This is a genomic window from Fibrobacter sp. UWH6, assembly GCF_900142465.1.
Lineage (GTDB): Bacteria > Fibrobacterota > Fibrobacteria > Fibrobacterales > Fibrobacteraceae > Fibrobacter.
In genome coordinates this window covers 1-19810 of sequence record NZ_FRAX01000013.1, presented here as the reverse complement: position 1 = coordinate 19810, position 19810 = coordinate 1, and the positions used below count along the sequence as shown (strand labels likewise).

Annotated in this window: 16 protein-coding genes; 12 read left to right on the top strand and 4 right to left on the bottom strand. The window is 39.7% G+C overall.

The window, feature by feature from the left end:
- The first annotated feature begins 9 nt into the window (after positions 1-9).
- From BUB73_RS11330 to BUB73_RS11285, 9 genes are all read left to right on the top strand, one after another.
- A complete protein-coding gene (locus BUB73_RS11330; RefSeq protein WP_073285953.1) occupies positions 10-1743 on the top strand; it encodes an AAA family ATPase in 1734 nt (577 codons plus the stop codon).
- Entirely contained in the window at positions 1744-3942 is a 2199-nt protein-coding gene (locus BUB73_RS11325) for an LlaJI family restriction endonuclease (protein WP_073285950.1), read from the top strand.
- Between the two features lie 172 nt (positions 3943-4114).
- Entirely contained in the window at positions 4115-6154 is a 2040-nt protein-coding gene (locus BUB73_RS11320) for a hypothetical protein (RefSeq protein WP_073285947.1), read from the top strand.
- Between the two features lie 291 nt (positions 6155-6445).
- Positions 6446-7795, top strand: coding sequence for a hypothetical protein (locus BUB73_RS11310; protein ID WP_073285941.1), 1350 nt, complete (start codon positions 6446-6448; stop codon positions 7793-7795).
- A gap of 262 nt (positions 7796-8057) precedes the next feature.
- The gene (locus BUB73_RS11305; RefSeq protein WP_073285938.1) at positions 8058-8600 is read left to right on the top strand and encodes a hypothetical protein; all 543 of its coding nucleotides are present in this window, start codon (positions 8058-8060) and stop codon (positions 8598-8600) included.
- Positions 8597-9202: a hypothetical protein gene (locus BUB73_RS11300; protein ID WP_073285935.1), complete on the top strand. Its 606-nt coding sequence runs from the start codon at positions 8597-8599 to the stop codon at positions 9200-9202. Before BUB73_RS11305 ends, BUB73_RS11300 begins: the two co-directional genes overlap by 4 nt.
- Positions 9184-9567, top strand: coding sequence for a hypothetical protein (locus BUB73_RS11295; protein ID WP_073285932.1), 384 nt, complete (start codon positions 9184-9186; stop codon positions 9565-9567). The genes BUB73_RS11300 and BUB73_RS11295 overlap by 19 nt, the downstream gene beginning before the upstream one ends.
- Positions 9568-9832: 265 nt before the next feature.
- Entirely contained in the window at positions 9833-10807 is a 975-nt protein-coding gene (locus BUB73_RS11290) for a PDDEXK nuclease domain-containing protein (protein WP_073285930.1), read from the top strand.
- A 12-nt stretch (positions 10808-10819) separates the two neighbouring features.
- A complete protein-coding gene (locus BUB73_RS11285) occupies positions 10820-12760 on the top strand; it encodes an LlaJI family restriction endonuclease (RefSeq protein ID WP_083539757.1) in 1941 nt (646 codons plus the stop codon).
- A 156-nt stretch (positions 12761-12916) separates the two neighbouring features.
- On the opposite strand, the gene BUB73_RS17345 is transcribed toward BUB73_RS11285, so the two are convergent.
- Together BUB73_RS17345 and BUB73_RS11280 are read right to left on the bottom strand one after the other, a co-directional pair.
- Positions 12917-13063, bottom strand: coding sequence for a hypothetical protein (locus tag BUB73_RS17345; RefSeq protein ID WP_170932357.1), 147 nt, complete (start codon positions 13061-13063; stop codon positions 12917-12919).
- Between the two features lie 155 nt (positions 13064-13218).
- Positions 13219-14643 carry a hypothetical protein gene (locus BUB73_RS11280; protein ID WP_073285924.1) on the bottom strand — a complete coding sequence of 475 codons (1425 nt, stop codon included), beginning with the start codon at positions 14641-14643 and terminating at the stop codon, positions 13219-13221.
- Positions 14644-14862: 219 nt separating this feature from the next.
- Between BUB73_RS11280 and BUB73_RS11275 the strand changes: the two genes are divergently transcribed.
- Together BUB73_RS11275 and BUB73_RS11270 are read left to right on the top strand one after the other, a co-directional pair.
- Entirely contained in the window at positions 14863-16461 is a 1599-nt protein-coding gene (locus tag BUB73_RS11275) for an ATP-binding protein (protein WP_073285921.1), read from the top strand.
- Positions 16462-16574: 113 nt separating this feature from the next.
- Entirely contained in the window at positions 16575-17603 is a 1029-nt protein-coding gene (locus tag BUB73_RS11270; RefSeq protein WP_073285917.1) for an exonuclease domain-containing protein, read from the top strand.
- Positions 17604-17713: 110 nt separating this feature from the next.
- Here BUB73_RS11270 and BUB73_RS11265 read toward each other — a convergent pair whose 3' ends face one another.
- Together BUB73_RS11265 and BUB73_RS11260 are read right to left on the bottom strand one after the other, a co-directional pair.
- Positions 17714-18034, bottom strand: a complete 321-nt coding sequence (locus BUB73_RS11265) for a helix-turn-helix domain-containing protein (RefSeq protein ID WP_073285914.1) — start codon at positions 18032-18034, stop codon at positions 17714-17716.
- Positions 18035-18308: 274 nt separating this feature from the next.
- Positions 18309-18611, bottom strand: a complete 303-nt coding sequence (locus BUB73_RS11260) for a hypothetical protein (protein WP_073285911.1) — start codon at positions 18609-18611, stop codon at positions 18309-18311.
- 297 nt (positions 18612-18908) lie between these two features.
- Between BUB73_RS11260 and BUB73_RS11255 the strand changes: the two genes are divergently transcribed.
- Positions 18909-19757, top strand: coding sequence for a PDDEXK nuclease domain-containing protein (locus BUB73_RS11255; protein ID WP_073285909.1), 849 nt, complete (start codon positions 18909-18911; stop codon positions 19755-19757).
- Positions 19758-19810 lie beyond the last annotated feature (53 nt).

Below are 19810 nucleotides of genomic sequence, written 5' to 3'. Positions count from 1 at the left end.
CTTTGAATTATGGATTTGAGAAAAGAGAAACTTGATTTATACAAAAAATTTATAGAAAAATGTACAAAAAGTCCCAAAAGTGTTAATAACTATGCTGATTTTAATCGAATAAATGAGTGTTTAAATTTATTGAAAAATTCAACAGATCTATCAATTCTTGATTATGATAATGTGAGTGATGTTGAATCTCTCATTTCTCAGTTGCAAACTCAGGATTTATTTCTCCGATACGACTCAGCTGGAAATAAACAATATTCGAATGCTCTTTCTACATACCTTATGTTTATAAGAGCGAAAAATATGTTTATGACTGAACATATGTCTTGTGAGTCCGAAAGAAATTTAAACGCGACACAACAAATAATCTTCTTCGGTGCCCCTGGCACTGGTAAGTCTCATGAAATAAAGAAACAGACTGCAGGCCAGAGCGTTGTTCGTACAACATTCCATCCAGATAGTGACTACTCTACTTTTGTTGGGGCTTACAAGCCGACTACAATCGACGTGCCTTTGCGTGATGTTTCTGGCCATGTTGTAGTTGAAAATGGCAATCCGGTTATTGAATCCAAGATTGTTTATGAGTTTGTGGACCAGGCTTTCTTGAAGGCTTATGTAAATGCTTGGACTTTGCTTGCCGAAAATAAGCCGCAGTTTTTGATTGTAGAAGAAATCAATCGTGGTAACTGTGCCCAGATTTTCGGAGACCTGTTCCAGCTTTTGGATCGAAATGATTTTGGTTTCTCGGATTACCCGATTATCGCTGATTCCGATCTAAAAAAATTCTTGTCAAAGACTTTTAAAAACTTGAACATTGACGATGGTTTAATTCAAGGCGAATATGAAAAATCGGAGGATGGTAAAAGTATTGCAGAACGGGTAAAGTCTGGCGAAGTTTTGCTGTTGCCAAAGAATCTTTATATCTGGGCAACCATGAATACCAGCGACCAGTCTCTGTTCCCCATTGATTCTGCATTTAAGCGCCGTTGGGATTGGAAGTATATTCCCATTGACACCAAGAAAGAGAATTGGTCCATTAAGGTCAACGGGTCAGCTTATAGCTGGAGCGATTTCCTTGAAAAGGTCAATGAAAAGATTGGCTCAACAACAAGCAGCGAAGATAAGAAACTAGGTTTCTATTTCTGCAAGGCGAACAACACCGTAATCTCTGCAGACCGTTTTGTAAGCAAGGTTCTATTCTACATCTATAACGATGTGTTCAAGGATTACGGTTTTGATGATGCCATGTTTAAGAATGATGGAAAGGCGATGTCTTTCCAGAGTTTCTACAACACGGATGGTTCTGTAAACGAAACCGTTGTTGATATTTTGCTGAAGAATTTGGGTGTCAAAAAAAAAGATAGCGCTATAGATGGTGACGAGGGCGCTTTTGACGATGAAAATACGCCGAGTCCAACAAAGCGAATGAAATTTATTAGGCTGTGGGATCAAGAATTAAAAATAGAAGACTATAAAACCAATTTTGGCATGTACTCGGCTGCACTAGATGTCATTGCTCAAAAATGCGGAATTGACAATGTAATCGATGTTGTAAAAAAACATGGATTACATCGGTATAATAAACCTTTACTGAGTAAGATTGATCCTAGAGACGCTGCGTATGTCTATCAAAATGCTGGTTATTATATTTTAAAAACTGGAGTAAATGTAGTTGCCTGCAATTCGTTGTTTAAAAACTTGCAAAGCGATTTGAATTTCGAAATGGAAATAATCAGAGACGAGTAAGTGCGAATCCTTATCGAAGAATATCAGTACCCAGCGGATTCTGTCAAGAACATTCTTGACGGAATTTCTACGCTGCGTGATGTTAAGGATAAGGTGAGCGTAAATTACGTCGGCTACTACTACAATCCTTCTTTAAAGGATTGCGTGTTTATTTTGCCAAAGGTCCTCATCGATGCAAATGAGATGGTCTTTGGACATTGCAAGCCTGAAGATATAATCCATTTGGAAAGTTCTGGCGATTTGCTTTCTCAAGAAGAGCGAGATTTCATTTATGAACTGGCGGTTTGGATTTATAGGGCGATTGTTGTTTTTAACGATACCGTTGAAAATACGATAGTTCGTCGTCAGTATGTTTCGCAAATGAGCAAGGGGAGGTTGCGCCAAAGCAATACATTCCTGGATATTCTGCTTGCTCTCCAAAAGTTTAATCGCGACAATCAGCAGTTCTTCTTCTTTATTTTAAAGAATATTCATTCTGGCTTCAATAAAATCAACTGGAATAAGACTATCAGTAAAAACGACGCCATTGTGCAAAATGGTACGCCCATTTACACTCAGGTGGTAAATAAAAAACGCCAGATAAATTTTGACGAAGAACTTTTGATCATCTTCTTTTCGATCCTGAATTATATGCGTGAGGAATATGGTTTCCCCGTGCAGATTACATTGGGATTTGAACTGATAAAAGGAAATAAGTTCCGCCAATACATGAACGGATTTGGTTTGAATCGTTTGCGTCAAATCAAGTACAAGTATTTTAGCGACAAGGCCCTGTACCTGTGGGAACTTTGCTATGCGTTCTTTGACCAGAGCAAAAAAATCAATGTGGAAACTACGGAACAGGAATATCTCCTGGTTACGAATTTTAACATTGTTTTTGAGTCCATTATCGATGAACTTATTGGCGACCCTCGCGACAAGATTCCAAGTGGTTTGAAGGATCAAGATGACGGAAAACGAGTTGACCATTTATTCCGTTATAAGAACTTGACCAATGATGATCGAGAAGACTCTGTTTATTACATTGGCGACTCGAAGTACTACAAGCAAAAAACGCCTCTGGGTGCGGAATCGGTTTATAAGCAGTTCACCTATGCTCGGAATTTGATTCAGTGGAATCTTGACCTATTTAATAATTCGGGGGATGCTCAGGGACTCTTGAAATTGCGCGATGATGTTACGGAAGGGTACAATGTGGTGCCGAACTTCTTTATCAGTGCGCAGCAGAATGATTTGAAACAAGTCGATGATATTAGCTCTGCTAAAGTTGAACCTTATGTTAACAAGCAGTTTGAAAATCGTCTTTTTGATCGCGATACCTTAATTGTTGCACATTACAATGTCAACTTCTTGTTCATCATCGCACTTTACGGTCGAAATAATCCTGCACAAAAAGATGGATGGAAAAATAAAGTTCGCGAAATGTTCCGAAAGGAAATCCGGAAGGTTCTGGAAGACAAATTCCAGTTCTATGTAATGACGGCTCATGCTGATGTTGTTGCAGATGAATATTTGCGCGAAAATTTCCAGATGGTTTTGGGCAAGGTATTTACACCTTTCAAGGATAAGGATTATTACTCCGTTGCCTTAGACCGTGATGAAAAATTCCGTGAAGAAAATGAAGCCTTGCTTGACTTGCTGAAGCAGAATTTTGAAGTAAAGGAATGCTCTATTGGAGTAGATCCAAGTTCTGTTTTGGAAAAGATTCCTCGCAAGTTGCATGTGGCTCCTGCTGCTCGATTCCTTACGCAGCATTGGCTTGAAAACTACATGGATGCCAACATTGTTGTCGGCTGTTATAAGAATCAGGAGCATCTTGATTGGATTCTTGGAAAAAATGACAAAGGAACATTGCTGTACAACGTCCGCTTAGACAAGAATCGTGCAGGTGCGCAGTTGATTACGCAAACCCGTGAAAGAAAAGTTTCGTTTGTAGTCTTGTATGACATTGAGGATGTGGCAAAGGAACCGCAAGTATTTAGAGTTCATCACACAGCTGTTATGGATGAAGCTAGAATGCGCTTGGCTCAATATCCGAATCCGCAAGGCCGTTATTTCTGCTACGTCTTTGACGAAGAAGTTTCCTTAGGAAAGTTGGATGTGGCCAAATTCATAGAAGAGCGAAGTACAAAAGAAGACTACATCAAAGGTGCGCCGATTTATGTGAAAGGCGCAGAAATGATAAAGTATAGAGGATAAAACCTATTTTATATAGTCCTCATAACTTATTATATTTGTTTTCCCACGATTTCTTCTAGATATTTTTTAAAAGCTAGGCTTAAAGGTATTGTTATAAAAATAATCAAATTTCTTTTTGCTCTAGAACAACAAACGTAAAACAGAAAAATGGGTGTCCTATAGGAATTTTTTTATGAAATCCTTCCTCGGTATCTTTAATACAGACCTCGTCAATAAATACAAGCAAAGAATTCCTTTAAGGGAGTTGGCAAGTTCTTTTATTGACTGTCCATCCGGTTTGCCGCAGTGCTTGGGGCATGACATGCATCGCCCTGCAGGTTGGGCCGAATTGTTAGGATTGCATTTTGAGAAAAATATATGCTCGCTTATAGGCGTGTCCAATGCTTATGAAAATGATGACGAAGCCAAGTTGATTTGCCAAAAACATAAAATTGCTCTTCAAGAATATGTAGATGAAATGACCCGAGATTCAAGAAAACCTTTCCTTGAATCTTTAAAAAATCTTGGGGCCGATTCTCCTAAAATTACGTATGCGGAATGTTGTATCGCTTTAGAGGAAAATATTGCGGTAAATGCCTTTCCTGAACTATTTGAAAAATGTGATAAGGATGGGTTGATATCTATTTCTGATATATTGACAGATTTTACTTATAACGGTGATGGTATCTTTTGTTCAAAAAACAGCGATTACGCAGTTCTCGCCCATCAATTTTTCCGCAAAAGACTTTCGATACACAATAGTTGCTGCAACCTTTTTTTAAATGAGCTGATTCAATCCAATAACCCTGATTGGAATGCAAAAATCCGGATTGATAAAAACATGTTAGGGTGGAAACATGGCGTAAAAAGGTCTATTGAACTTGAATATTGGTATGGGCCTAAATTTAATGGTGATGTCTCTAAAATACAAAAAGGAGTTGCCAGACATAAATCATCCGAGGATGAAGCTCTCTATAGCTTGATAGATTCAACAGATTTTTCGTGGTATTACGATAATCAATCGCATACGTTTGAATGCGAAGAGATTACAACGCAGCCGTCCGTCGGTGTGTCAGATGAACATTATGGGTTCCGTTATATTCATTCAATATACGAACATGGTAAGCAAGCAATTGTGCATTTTGATGCAGCCATAAAATTGTATAATGAGGAAGAATATGTAAAACGTTTGGATCAGTCCCTAGATAAAGTGGATAAAAATATTCCATATACTAAACTTTTTAGAATAGACGGGCAACTTGCGGTTTCAGACTGGAAAAGGCTATGCGTTCTCTTTATGCAGGGCAATCCACTGATATCAGAGTATTTCGGAGTTAAGCAATTTCCTGAAAAAAATGATGAAGTAAAAAAAGTCGCTTATGGGGAAAGGTTGTCGAACAGCCTTTATAAAAATGAGTATGGTGTCAGAGCCTTTTTGTCCTGTGTGGACGGAACCATTGAATCAGATTCTATTGCTGAGTTTGATGTCCTTAACGATGGAGAAAATCAATATTCTGTAGTTGATTCCGATGTTATTGAGTTTGTCAAGGAGTCAAAAAAGAATGGATTGGATTTGCATATACCAGAATCGGTTATGCGAATGGACATTAATGATTCCTATATAAACATCCCGACGATAAAAATTTCTAGTAATGAAAACTTTGAAAAGAAGGTGCATTTAGTTATCCAGTCTTTGAGTTCAACTTTGAAACTGTACAATGAACACTATTCCCAAAAGAATATTGTTTTTACGTTGGCTTGGCCTTTTTTGAAACGGATTGCAAAACTTTCTTTTATAGGCGGAATCCAGGATGTTATAGATTGTATTGCGGAAATTAATAGGCTTCCAAAAACAAAGGAAGAATTTCTGGACTTTGTCGAAGAATTGCAAAAGAATATCAACCTGCACATTGCAACAGAAAATACCTTCGATAAGCTCAGCCCAATAGGTTTGAATGGCAACATGAGATTGCATAGAAGACCAATTCAATACGCTTCATGCAAAATCAACCATGAGGATGGCAAACTTTTCATTGAATTGTCTAAAGACGCTTCTGAAATTGTCCAAGGGTATAGGATTTGCCCCGTCATTGCGTTTAATGCAAAGTCTTCATCATGCTCAATTTGTGGGAAAGAGTATTGGGATTGCAAACACCAGAAATTTGTAGATGAAAAATGCTATGAAAAAATAGAAGATGTCAATATAATAGGATGCTTTTGGTCGGTAGAGTAGTGAAATATTTTCGCATTTAGTGAAAAAAATAGAGCAGTCCGCACTGCTCCGCGAACTTTTTTATCTGGTAGAGGTAATCGTAGTTGTTTTCATTTTCGGCGGGCAGTATTTCGGCAAGCCTTGGGGCGGAGACTTGCGGGCGGTTTTGTCTGCGGTTACTTCGAGCAAGGCTCCGTTTCATGAGGGGCGGGGCGAGGCAGCGAAGGATCCGGCCCCATGAAATAGAGCGCGACGGCACGGTCGTGCCGGGCCGCCCGTATAAAGCGAGGGGGCATCGATTGGCGGCGCACGATGCGCAAACTGCCGATTCTGCAGGGGGATTCCGGTTCGGGGGCGGGGTTGGCGATTGGCGGGCCCGGGATGCAAACTCCCGTCTATATGGAGCTGGTGAACAAGAAGAAGGTTTTCGATCTGGACGACCGTCTGATTGTGCTGTATTTCTCGGCGATGAACTACATAGGCGAAGTTTTCGGCTTCAGGATGCCGAGGTCGGAATTCTATGCGCCCATGCGCGTGAACGATTTCCGGCGTTTGCTCGGGCACCGCGGTTTGGTGGAGCTGCGCCGCATCAAGCACAAGTACTTTGCGGACAAGTTCCTGCGCCTCTACAACATCATGAAGGCGTTCTTCGAATGGGGCGGCAAGTTCAGCGCATGCAGTTTCGAAAGCGAGTATTTGCTCACGAGCAAGTACAACAACGTTTTCGAGGCGATGATCGACAAACTGGTCGGCGACGATCTCCCGGCAAATATGGAATATCTCAAGAGCCAAAAAGACGGCAAGGAGGTCGACCATCTTTACGAGGACCGTCAATTGATTTTTGCCGACGACGCGCAAAAGATTTGGTTCATTGGCGACAGCAAGTACTACAGCGACAAGAACGATATTGTGGGCGAATCGGTGTACAAGCAGTTCACCTACGCCAGGAATATCATCCAGTACAACATCAACGATTTGCTCGATTTCTCGAAGGGCGGGAATTCCGAGAATTATGACGGGTTCCGCTACCGCGACCCTCTCACGGAAGGCTATTCCGTGACGCCGAACTTCTTTGTCCGCGGCGAAGTCCCCGACCGGAGTCCGTGCGATATTCCGGATGTCGAAAATTCCATCCGCAAGGACGATGCCGACATGTGGCAACACCGCAACCGTCATTTCGAGAACCGCCTGTTCGACCGCGACACGCTTTTGCTGCAAGTTTACGACGTGAACTTCTTGTATGTGCTCAAGGCATTCACCGCCAAAAGCTCCGGCATGCGCGAAGAATTCAAGCGCACCGCCCGCGAAACGTTCAGGAAGAATTTCATTGATCTGTTGAACAAGCGCTTTTATTTCTGGATTCTCTGGGTCAGGGAGCCGCAATCGTGCGCACCATACACCAATAAAATTGAATGGTTCGCAAACAAGTATTATCGCGCCCTGCAGGGCAAAATGTTCCGCCAAAGGGCGGATGCCGATTACCTGATTTTGGCGCTTGAACAAGATTTTGTGGAAAGTTCCGCCACCGAAAAGGAATTTTTCAAAATCCGCGACGAAATCAAAGGCGATTGCGAAGTGTTCCTCACCGATGCAAAAGACATCTTCGACGAAGGTGAATTCCAGGACGAAAGCAAACGCGAAAAGGAACTTGGTCGGCCGTAATGATTTGTCTAGAAGAGAAACCAATAGCAAAGAGCTATCTTGAGTAAAAGAGGAATGGATGACAGAAAAGGACTTGCGTAATCTTGAAAAGAGAGGAAGAGTACAATAAATAAAACCCTTGTAGTTATGGCAATCCATAAATGCTGAAAAGTATTTTTCCCTTCAAAAGCATGATTTGTAAGGCAAATATGGTAAAATTTGGTATAATACGGATGATAAGCCTATTGTTTATGTTTTAATATTTAGATATATTGTTATCGTAATGAATGAACAAGAACTCAATGAAGCGATTGAAAAATTTCCTAGCGTCTTGAAGAAAGCCTTACAAGACAAAATTGTTAGTTTTGACACTTTTGATCCTCAAAAAGCGTTTGCTCCAAAACAGTTATATAGGGGACTTCGTTGTAAACCTAAAGACGGAAACATTGAATTGTATGATTCAGACTTTCTGTCTCAAGCAGAACTTTTTCATTGGGTTAAAAAATTAGAATCTGCGGGGAATGAGGATGTTGTAAAGGCTGAAATGCCACCTGACTTGCTCGCGCAAGTAAATTTTTTTCGTTCAAGTAACGGGCGAAAGAATTTTAAAAATGATGATATGGGATTATACAGTTGTTCTTTTTCTGTTTCCCGCGAGAAATTGGAAAGTCTTTTTGCAAAACCGTCTAAGGGTAAATACATTGCACAGGGAATTGTAGAAGATTCACAAGGAATAATAAGTGATAAAAATGGAAATCCGTGGCACGTTCATTGCTTTTTATATAATGGTATAAACATAAAAGAGAAATTTCAGGTTTGTAAATGATTTTCCCTAACTTCATAATTGATGAAAAACATCTGACACCAAAGCAGGTATTGTTCTTTTATGAAATACCCGTTCTTTTTGTGTGTAACAATGATATAGGTGAGTTCTTTTTGGCGTATTGTGCTGACATTGATGAATTGCAATATTCCATTGCAAAAGTTGAAAAACAATCGTTAATTCAAATGTTGGACAATGAAATATCTATGGATTCGTTGTTCAAAAAAGCTTCAAAAAAATGGAATGCAAACGTTATTTTATTTGATCAAGCTTGCACTGCAGAGTCAATTGAATGTTTTGAAGAGGATAATTTGCCCAAGAAAGGGGCTATATATGGATCCCTTGATCCTGAGGTGGAGAAATTTTTGCATCAAATAAAATTCAACAATTCTTTTGAAGTGAAACACATTTTGAATGCACAATTTATTTTGAACGCCACATGCCAAAGAATTCAAAGAAAAAATTTTCGTTTCAATAATGATAGTGATATTGTCGAGTATTCTATTTACTATCGTAAGGAAAATATTCGAAGTAAAGAGAAATCAACGATGACTACAAAACTATCCTATAAAAAGGAGGATCTCATATGTGCGGCGTTGTGCTAAAAAAATGGCGAATCAATAGTCTGCATTTAGATGTAGAGAATATTGACAAGGGCGAAAATGAATTGCAATTGAGTCTTTCCTTTTCTAGCATTGTCTCAAAAGATGATAAAGTAAAAGACGGACGTGTTCAAGTTGAGTTTAACGCAAAATCAAAAGATGATAAAGTTTTTGTAAAGGTTATTCTTGATGCTGTTTTTGATTTTTCTTCTGATGAGCTGACAATAGAAAAAAAAGAATCTTTATTGCGTGATGAGGGAAGTCCTATTGCGTATGAAAAATTACGTCTTTTTATAAAAGATTTTATGGAACAGTCTCGGATTAAACCACTTGTTTTGCCTGATTTTTCGGAATTTGGCAATCTTTAAATGTAAATTTCATTCCCATAAGTAATGTACTATTACATACTGATTGAAAGATTGAACTAGTGATTCTGATTCAACCTTTTAAAAATTAGTTTATTTACACTTTTCTGCACGAGTGTTCTGACACGGTTTCTCTTTTTTACTCGTCGATTCAAAAAATTTCGTGTCGTTTTATCTTTGAAATTCATCAATTTTTGAAAAAAAATGTTAGCATCCAAAGTTCGGCTTTAGTGAATGAGATTGAAAATGAGCGCCGCGATGCGCTTGAATGTATGCCCGCGCCGGGTATGGCAAGCATGTCATTCAGTTGGCATCGGAGTCGTTGACAGAAAAATTTGGGAAGGGATTTTCGGTTGCGACAATAAAAAGCTTTCGGAAATTTTACCTTAATTTCAAAAGTCTCCAGATTCTTCGCGCCTTACCAGCGAATTTTAGGAACACACTTGCCCCAAAAGGGCAACCATTGGTTGCCCTTTTTAACGAGTCGGATAACGGATCCCCCATGCTTCCTCAGCTATCCTGGATGCACTATGAGAACTTAATGCGAGTCGCCGACGAAAAGGCCCGCCTGTGGTACATGCAGGAAGCCGCGTCGGAACAATGGGATTACCGCACCTTGAAGCGCAATATCGCTTCGCAGTATTATTATCGATTGGTGCAGACTCCTAAGAATAAGAAAGCCGCTGTAATTAAAGAAATGAAAGCCCTTACTGCGGATTACCAAAAGGAAAAATCTCAGTTTATCAAGAACCCCATGATTGTCGAGTTTCTTGGCTTGAATCAGGAGGCCGCATTTACGGAATCGACTCTTGAAAACGCCATTCTAAACCACCTGCAAAAATTTCTCATGGAAATGGGCAAGGGCTACGCTCTTGTAAATCGTCAGCAACACATCCACACCGAAGACGATGACTATTATATCGATCTCGTTTTCTACAACTATATGCTCAAGTGCTTTGTGCTTGTGGATCTTAAGACCCGTAAAATTTCGTACGAGGATGTGGGCCAAATGGATATGTACTTGAAACTGTACGACTCCTACAAACGTACCGAAGGGGACAATCCTACAATCGGCATAATCCTTTGCTCTGATACGAATGCAGACGTAGCGAAATTTTCAACGCTCGCCACGAACAAAAGAATGTACGCAGCCAAATACTTGACTTACATGCCGTCCAAAGAGGTGCTTGCCCGCGAAATAGAAATGCAAAAGGAAATCTTTGAAAAGAAGGCAAAGTCCTAGAATTAAACTGATATGCCAAAGATACCGAAATCAGCCTATTTCAGAGAAATGCACCCCTACTCCCTGGAGGAGTTTAAGGATATTCTTGGCTTGGATATAGATTCTGGCAAGAAGGTGATATTTGCTCTTAAGCGTTCCGGTGTTGCTAAGGCTGTTAATAGAAAAAATTTTGATCTGGACCGACTTACTGAAGAAAGCGAAGTCATTGCCGAAGAAATTTCTGAAAATTCCGATATCGCCTATGTAATGAATTATGTGGGTGTGGTCTATACAGAAAATTGTGTTCTGAAATGCTACCCCAAGTATATTGATAATTTTCCCGACGATCCGAAGGATGAATCAGGGTTAGTAAAAGAATTAAGGTCTGTCCTTAAGGCAATCCAAAAGCATAATGATAAAGTGCAGTCCATCCATTTGTATAATGGCGAGGAACGTAGCACCTTCAATATGCTTGGCTTGGTTCTCCATATTCTCCATGATTATTACGAGAATGGAATTTACACCAACTATCAGGAAGTTATAGAGACTAATGGCGAAGGCGAGATTGATTGGGACAGAACCATCAATGAAACTTTTGCATACCTCAAGAATAATCGTCCGTATTATTTGGAACTGAAGACGATTGCAAACCAAACGGATGATTTCGACTATTTCAAGCGACTCCATGAATGCATTGTTACGGAATGTTCCAAGTATCTAGAAGATCTTGGCTTGACGGAATTGTTTGATGATGTTCCGTTTGTTCAGTTGACCGAAGCGGCTCTTAATGATTTTGGAGATACAGACTACATCAAGTATCGTCTAGAACGAGAAATTGCCTCGCAGTTCGTGACTCGCAAGCAAATGCTTCTCAAGACTCTCTACACTTATGTGGCCGAAAAGAAAACGGACGAACAGGAAGATTCCTTCAGCCTCTGGGGAACGAATTCCCTGAACCTCGTCTGGGAATATGCATGCGGGGAAGTGTTTAAGAACGAATACGAGTCCTTTAAAAAGTATATCGATTGCCTTGAATGGAAATTTGAAGATAATGAAGATCCTATTTCCAAGGAAACATTGATTCCCGATATTGTTTGCAAGGCTTCGGATAATACATTCTGTATTCTTGATGGAAAATACTATTTGCCTAAATGGACAAAGAAAGTTCTTTCAAATAATCCCGGTGTACAAGATGTTGTAAAACAGTTTGTTTATCACAAGGCGTTTCTTGAGTATTTGATAAAGAATGGAATTCAAAATGTGTTTAACGCATTTTTATTCCCGATGCAGTCATCAAAGAAAACAACTGACTTTATCAAGGCTTTTGGAACGGTGGATATGAAACCCCTTATGGAATGGGGCTTGAATCGTTTGCCGCCTATTCATTTGGCTTATGTGAATCCAGATGAATTGTGGAAATCTTACGTAGGTGGTAGAAATCGTAAGACTGAATTAGAACTATGTGTGGCTGAAATTCAGAAGTCAAAAGACTATAGCTATGATGCCATAATTCCTAGTTTGTTGCAGGTTGCTGAAGTTAGGGCAGGTTACTCCGCACAGCAATTAACCATGGTCGGTTACTTGAAACCTGATTATGTGGAGTTTTTGCATCGCGGCTATTCTAAAATGATATTCTATTTCTACCATACAAGAAACGGATTTGTGTATCCGGTACATCCGCATTTGATCAATTGCAAAACCTTTGCCGGCTACACGGATGGCGAAGGCGTTATTGTTGGCAACGTAGTTGGGAAACTGCAGATTTGCAATGCAAGTGCTCTTGCTGAAAAGCTTGCTGGATGCGGCATTGAAAAGAGCAATTTTTCTGCACAGTCTTATTATGTGATTGAAATTGAAGATGTAAGAACTATTGCCGGAAGAAATAAATCCTATTACCAAGATGCCATAAATGCATATCCGGGTAATGACATTACCCATGAATATTCACCGAAAGTGGTGAATGATATAAAGTAAAACGGTTGTGTAAAATAGGACGAAGCCTATGAAAGGCTCCGCCCCATCATTGAGGGATGCTGCGAGATTTTTTATTTACCTCCACCAGGCGGGTTGTTTCCGCGACCGCCACCTGATTTTTTGCCTGTTGTAGAAGGTCCGTTTTCGAGATTCATATTACTTTCCTCCCTTAGGCGGCTGGTAACGCCAATTATTGGGATTCAACTGATTGGAATGATTGTTCATGCGGTCCTGATAAGCTTGGTTATTAGGATTCATCTGGTTTGCATGATGGTCGAGATTTGCTTGAGTTTTGTTAGGCATGTTTTACTCCTATAAAGCATGTTGTATGTTTTAATTGCCAAAGCTTTGCGCAAGGAGTAATGTAGATTAAGAAAACCCCATCTTCTAGGGAAGATGGGTTTCAAATCAGAACCAATTTTGTGGTCGTTAACAAAATAGCAAAGATTTTGTGGTCGTTACTTTTTTAGCGCCCAATTGATGAATTCCGGAACATCCAGGTTGATTTTTGATACTTCTACAAAATCACCATAAGTTAGGAATCTAAAATACATGAGTCTGTCCATTAACGTAGGGAACATCCATCTTTCCGAATTCATATTAGTGAACTTTGCCTTGTTCGTTTGCAGAAATTCCCTTACGTCTTGGAAATTTTCTGTAAGGGTGTTATACAAAAAATTATACACTTCCTCACGATTTGCATTTTCTAATGAAATCTGATTTTCTATAAAGGAACGTTGCTCAGAGATGTAGCTCAAAAATTGTAAGATTTTGGGCATCTTTACAAGTGACAAAATATTTTTTTCCTCATCATTCTGGTCGTTTTTTAGGGGAGTTCCTTTTAAACGCATGGAATACGTTGATCTAGATCTCTTGATGAACTTATTTGTATCGAGGAGGGAATTATTGCGGTAGCTCAAATGGGACAATTCCAGCTTTGCCATGACTGCGTCAGGATAAGAGGACTCGTCATCCACCAAGTCAATGTAGGGTGTCGCAATTATTCCGTAAAAACGTGCTCTAAATAATAGTTCCTTAAACAGCGTAGATAGTTTTGTCTTAAAGCCCTTTCGCTCGTGAAATATTTTCTTCTTCTGGTTCCAGGCTGGCAAGAACACCTTTGCTATACATTCTTGGAAAATATGGCTTCGCTCGCATTTCGTAAAGTTGCTTGCCAACTTACGAGTAAATAATAAATTTAACTGGGCATCTATTCCGAGATGGTCAAAAGATTTTTCCTGTATTATGGGGAAGAAAAAATCAATAATCAGTGGAGTGTTTGCTTCATTCACTGCAAATGGTACATTCTTGAACCGATTGGACGATTGCTCGGGATCCTTTGAAAAGCTGATGCTTCCAAGAAGGTCAAAATCGATGCGAGATTCGTCGCAATACCGAATAAAAACAGATGCTGCATAAATGAACTGAAATATCCTTTTGAATATGTTGTCGGACTCCGCGTCGCCAAAAATGTCTAGGGGATTTTTGATATCCGGCCATTCCCCTTTTCGAAACTCCTGCACATATTCTCTACGGCGACGATCCGTCATTTGTTCTGTATTGAACTCAGGAATGCAGCCTTCAAAACCCATATACAGGCTTCTGCGATTTACTTCGTCAGCAGCTTTCTCTTTGAATTTTTGATAATAAAATGGGAAGACGAATACCTTTTGGTAACGCTTTAGGCTCGGCAAGACATCTGGTGATTGTAAGTATTCAAAAAAGTCATTGAAAAATACAGGAATTTCCAATTCCGGAAAAACGGAAACCTTATCGAAAGTCCAAAAGAATTTCTTGGCTTTTACCTTGAATTCTTCCGGCAAATCACGTGTCTTATCGGCAGAGCAATCAAACAGTCCGCTAAAATCGTATGATAATCGCATTACAACCCTTTCACCTACATAATCAAATACACTTAAAAGTTACACTTTTTTACGAGTGTTTACGCCCCATTTGTGTTGGATTACATAAAAAAGTGTTATCTTTTCTCCCAAGTTAGGAAACATTTTTGGGGGATTTTAAATTCAATTAAAATTTCTGAATTTGTTTTGAAACGGATTGAACGATCCGGTGTTTGGGATATGTAAAAAAAGGAGACTAAAATGAGGTTGAAAACTGTCTACATTGAAAATTTTCGAGGCTATAAAAACAGGGTCTCCATTGATGTTTCAGATTTGACAGCGCTTGTTGGTAAAAATGACATTGGTAAATCAACAATTATGGAAGCCTTGGACATATTTTTTAATGATGGCAAAGGCGTGATAAAGATTGATAAAACGGATGTGAATGTTGAAAATTTACAAAACGGCGATACAGATGTTAAAATAGGGGCGATCTTTACTGAATTGCCGGAAACAGTTGTTTTGGACGGAACCTTTGAAACAAAACTTAGTGAAGAATATTTATTGGACGAAGATGGTAATTTAGATGTATTGAAAGTGTTCAAGAATGGGGATTCAAAGGCGACTTCAATCAAAGTCTTTATAAATGCGAATCATCCAAGTAATCCAGAATGCCGTGACTTATTACAACGAAAAAATGAGGGTTTAAAGAAAATAATTGAAAAATTGGGTATTGAATGCAATAAGTCTATAAATGCGGAAATGCGTGCCGCTATTTGGACCTATTATGCAAATGATTTAAGATGTCAATATACTCCAATTGATGTTTCGTCTAAAGATGGTGATATAAAGGGTGTCTGGGACAGATTGCATGATTATTTGCCTTTATACTCTTTGTTCCAATCAGATAGAAAAAATAGTGACAGTGACGATGAAGTTCAGGATCCATTAAAAGCTGCAATTCGTGAAATTTTTAGAGAACCTTCTATTCAAAATGCGTTAGCTGAAATTGACGAAAGAGTCCGTGCTAAAGTACAGAGTGTCGCAAATTTGACGTTGGCTAAACTGAGAGAAATGTCAGAAGAAATTTCTGAAAGCTTGCATCCTAAAATACCATCTGTAGATAGTTTGAAATGGACTGATGTGTATAAGGGATTGTCTATTTCTGGAGATAACGATATTTCTATTAATAAACGAGGAAGTGGGGTTAAAAGGTTAGTTCTTCTTAATTTCTTCAGAGCTGAAGCGGAACGAAGAAAAGTTGAGAATCATTATACTGATGTTATCTATGCAATAGAAGAACCAGAAACGTCTCAGCACAAAGAGCATCAAGTAATGCTTGTACAAGCTTTAAAACAGCTTGCGAATGAATCAAGGACTCAGGTGCTAATTACCACGCATAGTTCAGAAATTGTCAAAAACCTAGATTTTTCGAATTTAAGAATGATAGCGAAGGTTGAGGGAAATTTAGATGTTATTCCTTTTGTTTCCAATTGTCTTCCGACACCATCTTTGAATGAGGCGAACTATAACGCTTTTGGGGATATATCAACGGAATTTCATAATGAACTTTATGGATATCTGCAGGCGCAGGCAATGACGGAGGATGCTAAATATGAACAGGAGAAAAATTTTGAAGCGTGGTTAGAGAATAAAGGTTGCATCAAAAATAAGAATTGGATTCGAATTTATAGGGGTAATGTTCAACCTGCTTGTCCTGTGACATTGCAGACGTATGTTAGAAATTGCATACATCATCCAGAAAATAATTATAACATCCCTTTCACCAAAGAAGAACTTAAACAATCTTTGGATAAACTCGTTTCCATTGCTCGTGGTTTAGTAGTGACAACGATCTAGCGCCTCTGTAATGAATAATAAAAAGTAACTCTCATATAAGAGTTGCTTTTTATTTGAAATAATTGCAAACGATTCGCAATATCTATTTTTTGTACAGTTTAGGTTCTTTCCCCATGGCTCTTGAAAAACTTGTTTTCTTTGATATTGAATGTGCCAAGCGCACGCGCGATTATAGCGCCATTTGTTCTTTTGGTTATGTCATTACGGACTTAAAGTTCAATGTGTTGGAATCTAGGGACATTTTGATTAATCCAGAGGCCGGATTCAATAAAAAACTTTTTTGGGAAGATTCTGACTGCAGGTTGGGTTATTCGAAGAATGAGTTTAAAAGACAGCCTAATTTCCCCAAGCAGTACGAAATTATTAAGAAAATCCTTTTGACACCCAAAGCCCTGGTGGTTGGCTTTGCTGTAGCCCATGATATTGATTATCTGCTAAACACGTGTAAACGATATGATCTTGCTTCAATAAGGTTTGAAACTTTTGATATTCGTAGTTTTTTAAAAACTTATATGGGGATTTCTGCAAGCTTGGAAGGATCCCTATCTCAAATGGGTGTAGATGTTTCTGATCTCACATGGCATAAGAGCTGCGATGATGCCATGGCCACCATGCGACTGTTCAAGGCCTGTTTCGAAAAAACGCAGAAAAAGGCCAATTCTGCAGCAGGAATGCATGATTGTATTGAATCCGTAAAAACAGCCTGTTTTGAAAGAAGACTTCGAGTTTATCGGAAGCACGTGTTAGTTAAGATGTTGGATTATTATGGTAAAATCTGTGAACGCCCTAAATCCAATAAACTAGAGGGGTCCTTTCGTTTCATAATCAGTGCTGAATATGATATTGATCGGTGTTTTGCCTTGACAAAGCTATTCTACGAGAACGGAGCAAAACTTTGTTTGGAGAATGGTTCGGATGTAATCGTTGTTTATCCCGATGGCGAAACTTTTATTAATCCAGATGACGGTGCGCCACAACGAAAGAATGTTCATTTAAATGAGTTGTTGAAGGATCGGGGTTTAGACTCTTTCTCGCTGGAAAAACAAGGCCGCAATATTCCTGATATTGATACGAAAAAATTTATTGAGCCGAAATCATCTTCTTTAAGAGGAATAAAGGCTGAATTGGCTGCTCGTCATTAGGATTTCATCAGCCAAGGAATAAGCCTCGTAAAACTGTTTGCAAGCCCACCACGCGATCTTAGCGATAAGAGCGGACCACGGTGGGTCTTTTTTTCAACACTGTCGACATACTATCCGGCCATGGTTTTTAGGAGTTCTTTCTTGCTGGAACCCATTGAAAACAGCACACGTATCATCAGCTCTAGGGAGACGCTGGCGTTCGCTTTTTCCATTTTTGCCAAGCGCGATTGGCTTGTTCCTGATATCCTTGCCACTTCTTCTTGAGATAGACCGTTCTTCTTCCGTTTTTCTACCAGGGCCTTAGCAAGTGCAACTTTCATTTCGATAATGGCCATTTCAGCTTCGTTTAGGTCTAGAATTTCATCTATATCACCGACCTTCCAGCCTTTTTTTTCAAGTCTTTCTTTTTTCGCCTTTTCATATAGCCTCACTTTGCGTCGTATGCAGCAAGCCTCTTCTTGCAGAGATTTATCACGTCCTGTGGAGTTTTATTCGTTTTCTTGTAATTCTCGCCTTTTGTGACAATGGTGGAGATTTTGGCTGAACAATCAGCCATGCCAAAGGTTTATGTTTGGAACTCATTAAATATATGTCATTTTTGACATAATATCAAGTGCCCTACGTTGATCGTCAGGTCATGAACTAAGGCGACGACGTCAAGCAGAGAGTTTTACTTGCCCCACGCATGGGGATTACTCATTCACCCTAAAAGATACACAAAACTTTTTGCCTGTGCAAGGGGTGTGTTTTTTCTCTCAAAGAATTCATTTTCCATGTTGTTGCGTTCTCTTCCCGCATCGCGGCAACGATCGTGGCCCCTTGGGGCGGAGACTCATCCGCCTTTTTTGCATTACTGGTATGCGGTAGGCGGGGAGGCTCCGTTTTATGAGGGCTATGTAATAGCCCCATAAAATAGAGCGTGACGGCGCTTTCTGCGCCGGGCCGCCCGAAGAAAGTTTTTGACACTTTACTGTCAAAATCTTTAATTATATTTATTCCATGATTCATCACTCCTTGCGACAGTCGACATAGACTTGCAAAAGTCCGTACGTGCATTCGCGGCAAGGTTCATTAACCATCTGGTTGATGTTGTTGGATAGCTGGCAGGAGACGCAGCCTGCTCAAGAGCGTGAGATCGCCGAAATGTGCATCGCGCCAGGTAACGCCGAGGAAGACCCTCGCCAACAATGTGGCTAGAACCTCCAATCTCTACGCAATGTAGGGAACATCTTTATAATCAAAAAGAATGCTATCGACCATTTTCCCGGCGTGGGGAAATGGTGGTTTAAACGTACGGAGAATATTATGACAAAAAAGATTGTTTTGCAGGTAGAATCTGAATATGGTGAAATTCTGCAACAGGCTGTTGCAGTAATTAAACAGGCTCGTGTAAATGTTGCACGTCAACTAAATGTTGGTGAAAATGCTGCTTACTGGGAAATTGGGAAAATGCTACATGAGCGCAAGCTCGATAGTAAGCATGGAAATTCCGTTGTTCGCCGCCTTTCTGTAGATTTAAAGGAACATTTTCCGGATATGGGGGTGGCCCCGAGAAACCTTTGGAATATGAAAAAATTTTACGAACGTTTTTCTAAAAGCAATTCAAAAGTGCAACAGGCTGTTGCACTTTTGCCATGGGGACATATTTTGCAATTGATGCGGACTACAGATGACGACAACCAAATCCTTTTTTACGCCTCGGAGTGCGTTGCCAAGGGATGGACGCGTGATTTGCTGATAAACGCCGTGAAAATGCAAATGTATGAACGTGCTGCTCTTAACCGCCCTCAAAACAACTTCAAGGACACGTTGCCCGAAGGTCAGGCGGAATTTGCGAACGAAGCATTTCGCAGCACTTATAACTTGGGTTTCCTTGGAATTACAGAGCCGGTAATGGAGTTGGAACTGGAACGAAAACTTGTTGAAAAGGTTAGACAGTTCCTTTTGGAACTTGGAAAGGGCTTTGCCTTTATTGGAAATCAGCATGAGCTGGAATTCAACGGGAAAGCAAGCAGGGTAGATATGCTTTTCTTCCATAGGCAACTGAAATGTTTGGTGGCAATTGATTTGAAAGTGGGTGAATTTAAGCCGGAATATGTAGGCAAGAGGAACCCCGAATTCTATTTGCAAATGCATAATCCGAGCGGAATCTGAAGGATGCAAAAAAGGCCCCCAGATGGGAGCCAGCTAGGATAACTAAATTGCAA

Bases quoted from the DNA above. Each gene is read 5' to 3' on its own strand.
- BUB73_RS11295 (WP_073285932.1), top strand. From the start codon at position 9,184: ATGTGCGGCGTTGTGCTAAAAAAATGGCGAATCAATAGTCTGCATTTA.
- BUB73_RS17345 (WP_170932357.1), bottom strand. From the start codon at position 13,063: ATGCCTAACAAAACTCAAGCAAATCTCGACCATCATGCAAACCAGATG.
- BUB73_RS11255 (WP_073285909.1), top strand. From the start codon at position 18,909: ATGACAAAAAAGATTGTTTTGCAGGTAGAATCTGAATATGGTGAAATT.
- BUB73_RS11330 (WP_073285953.1), top strand. From the start codon at position 10: ATGGATTTGAGAAAAGAGAAACTTGATTTATACAAAAAATTTATAGAA.
- BUB73_RS11310 (WP_073285941.1), top strand. From the start codon at position 6,446: ATGCGCAAACTGCCGATTCTGCAGGGGGATTCCGGTTCGGGGGCGGGG.
- BUB73_RS11275 (WP_073285921.1), top strand. From the start codon at position 14,863: ATGAGGTTGAAAACTGTCTACATTGAAAATTTTCGAGGCTATAAAAAC.
- BUB73_RS11320 (WP_073285947.1), top strand. From the start codon at position 4,115: ATGAAATCCTTCCTCGGTATCTTTAATACAGACCTCGTCAATAAATAC.
- BUB73_RS11270 (WP_073285917.1), top strand. From the start codon at position 16,575: ATGGCTCTTGAAAAACTTGTTTTCTTTGATATTGAATGTGCCAAGCGC.
- BUB73_RS11280 (WP_073285924.1), bottom strand. From the start codon at position 14,643: ATGCGATTATCATACGATTTTAGCGGACTGTTTGATTGCTCTGCCGAT.
- BUB73_RS11260 (WP_073285911.1), bottom strand. From the start codon at position 18,611: ATGAATCATGGAATAAATATAATTAAAGATTTTGACAGTAAAGTGTCA.
- BUB73_RS11305 (WP_073285938.1), top strand. From the start codon at position 8,058: ATGAATGAACAAGAACTCAATGAAGCGATTGAAAAATTTCCTAGCGTC.
- BUB73_RS11290 (WP_073285930.1), top strand. From the start codon at position 9,833: ATGTATGCCCGCGCCGGGTATGGCAAGCATGTCATTCAGTTGGCATCG.
- BUB73_RS11285 (WP_083539757.1), top strand. From the start codon at position 10,820: ATGCCAAAGATACCGAAATCAGCCTATTTCAGAGAAATGCACCCCTAC.
- BUB73_RS11300 (WP_073285935.1), top strand. From the start codon at position 8,597: ATGATTTTCCCTAACTTCATAATTGATGAAAAACATCTGACACCAAAG.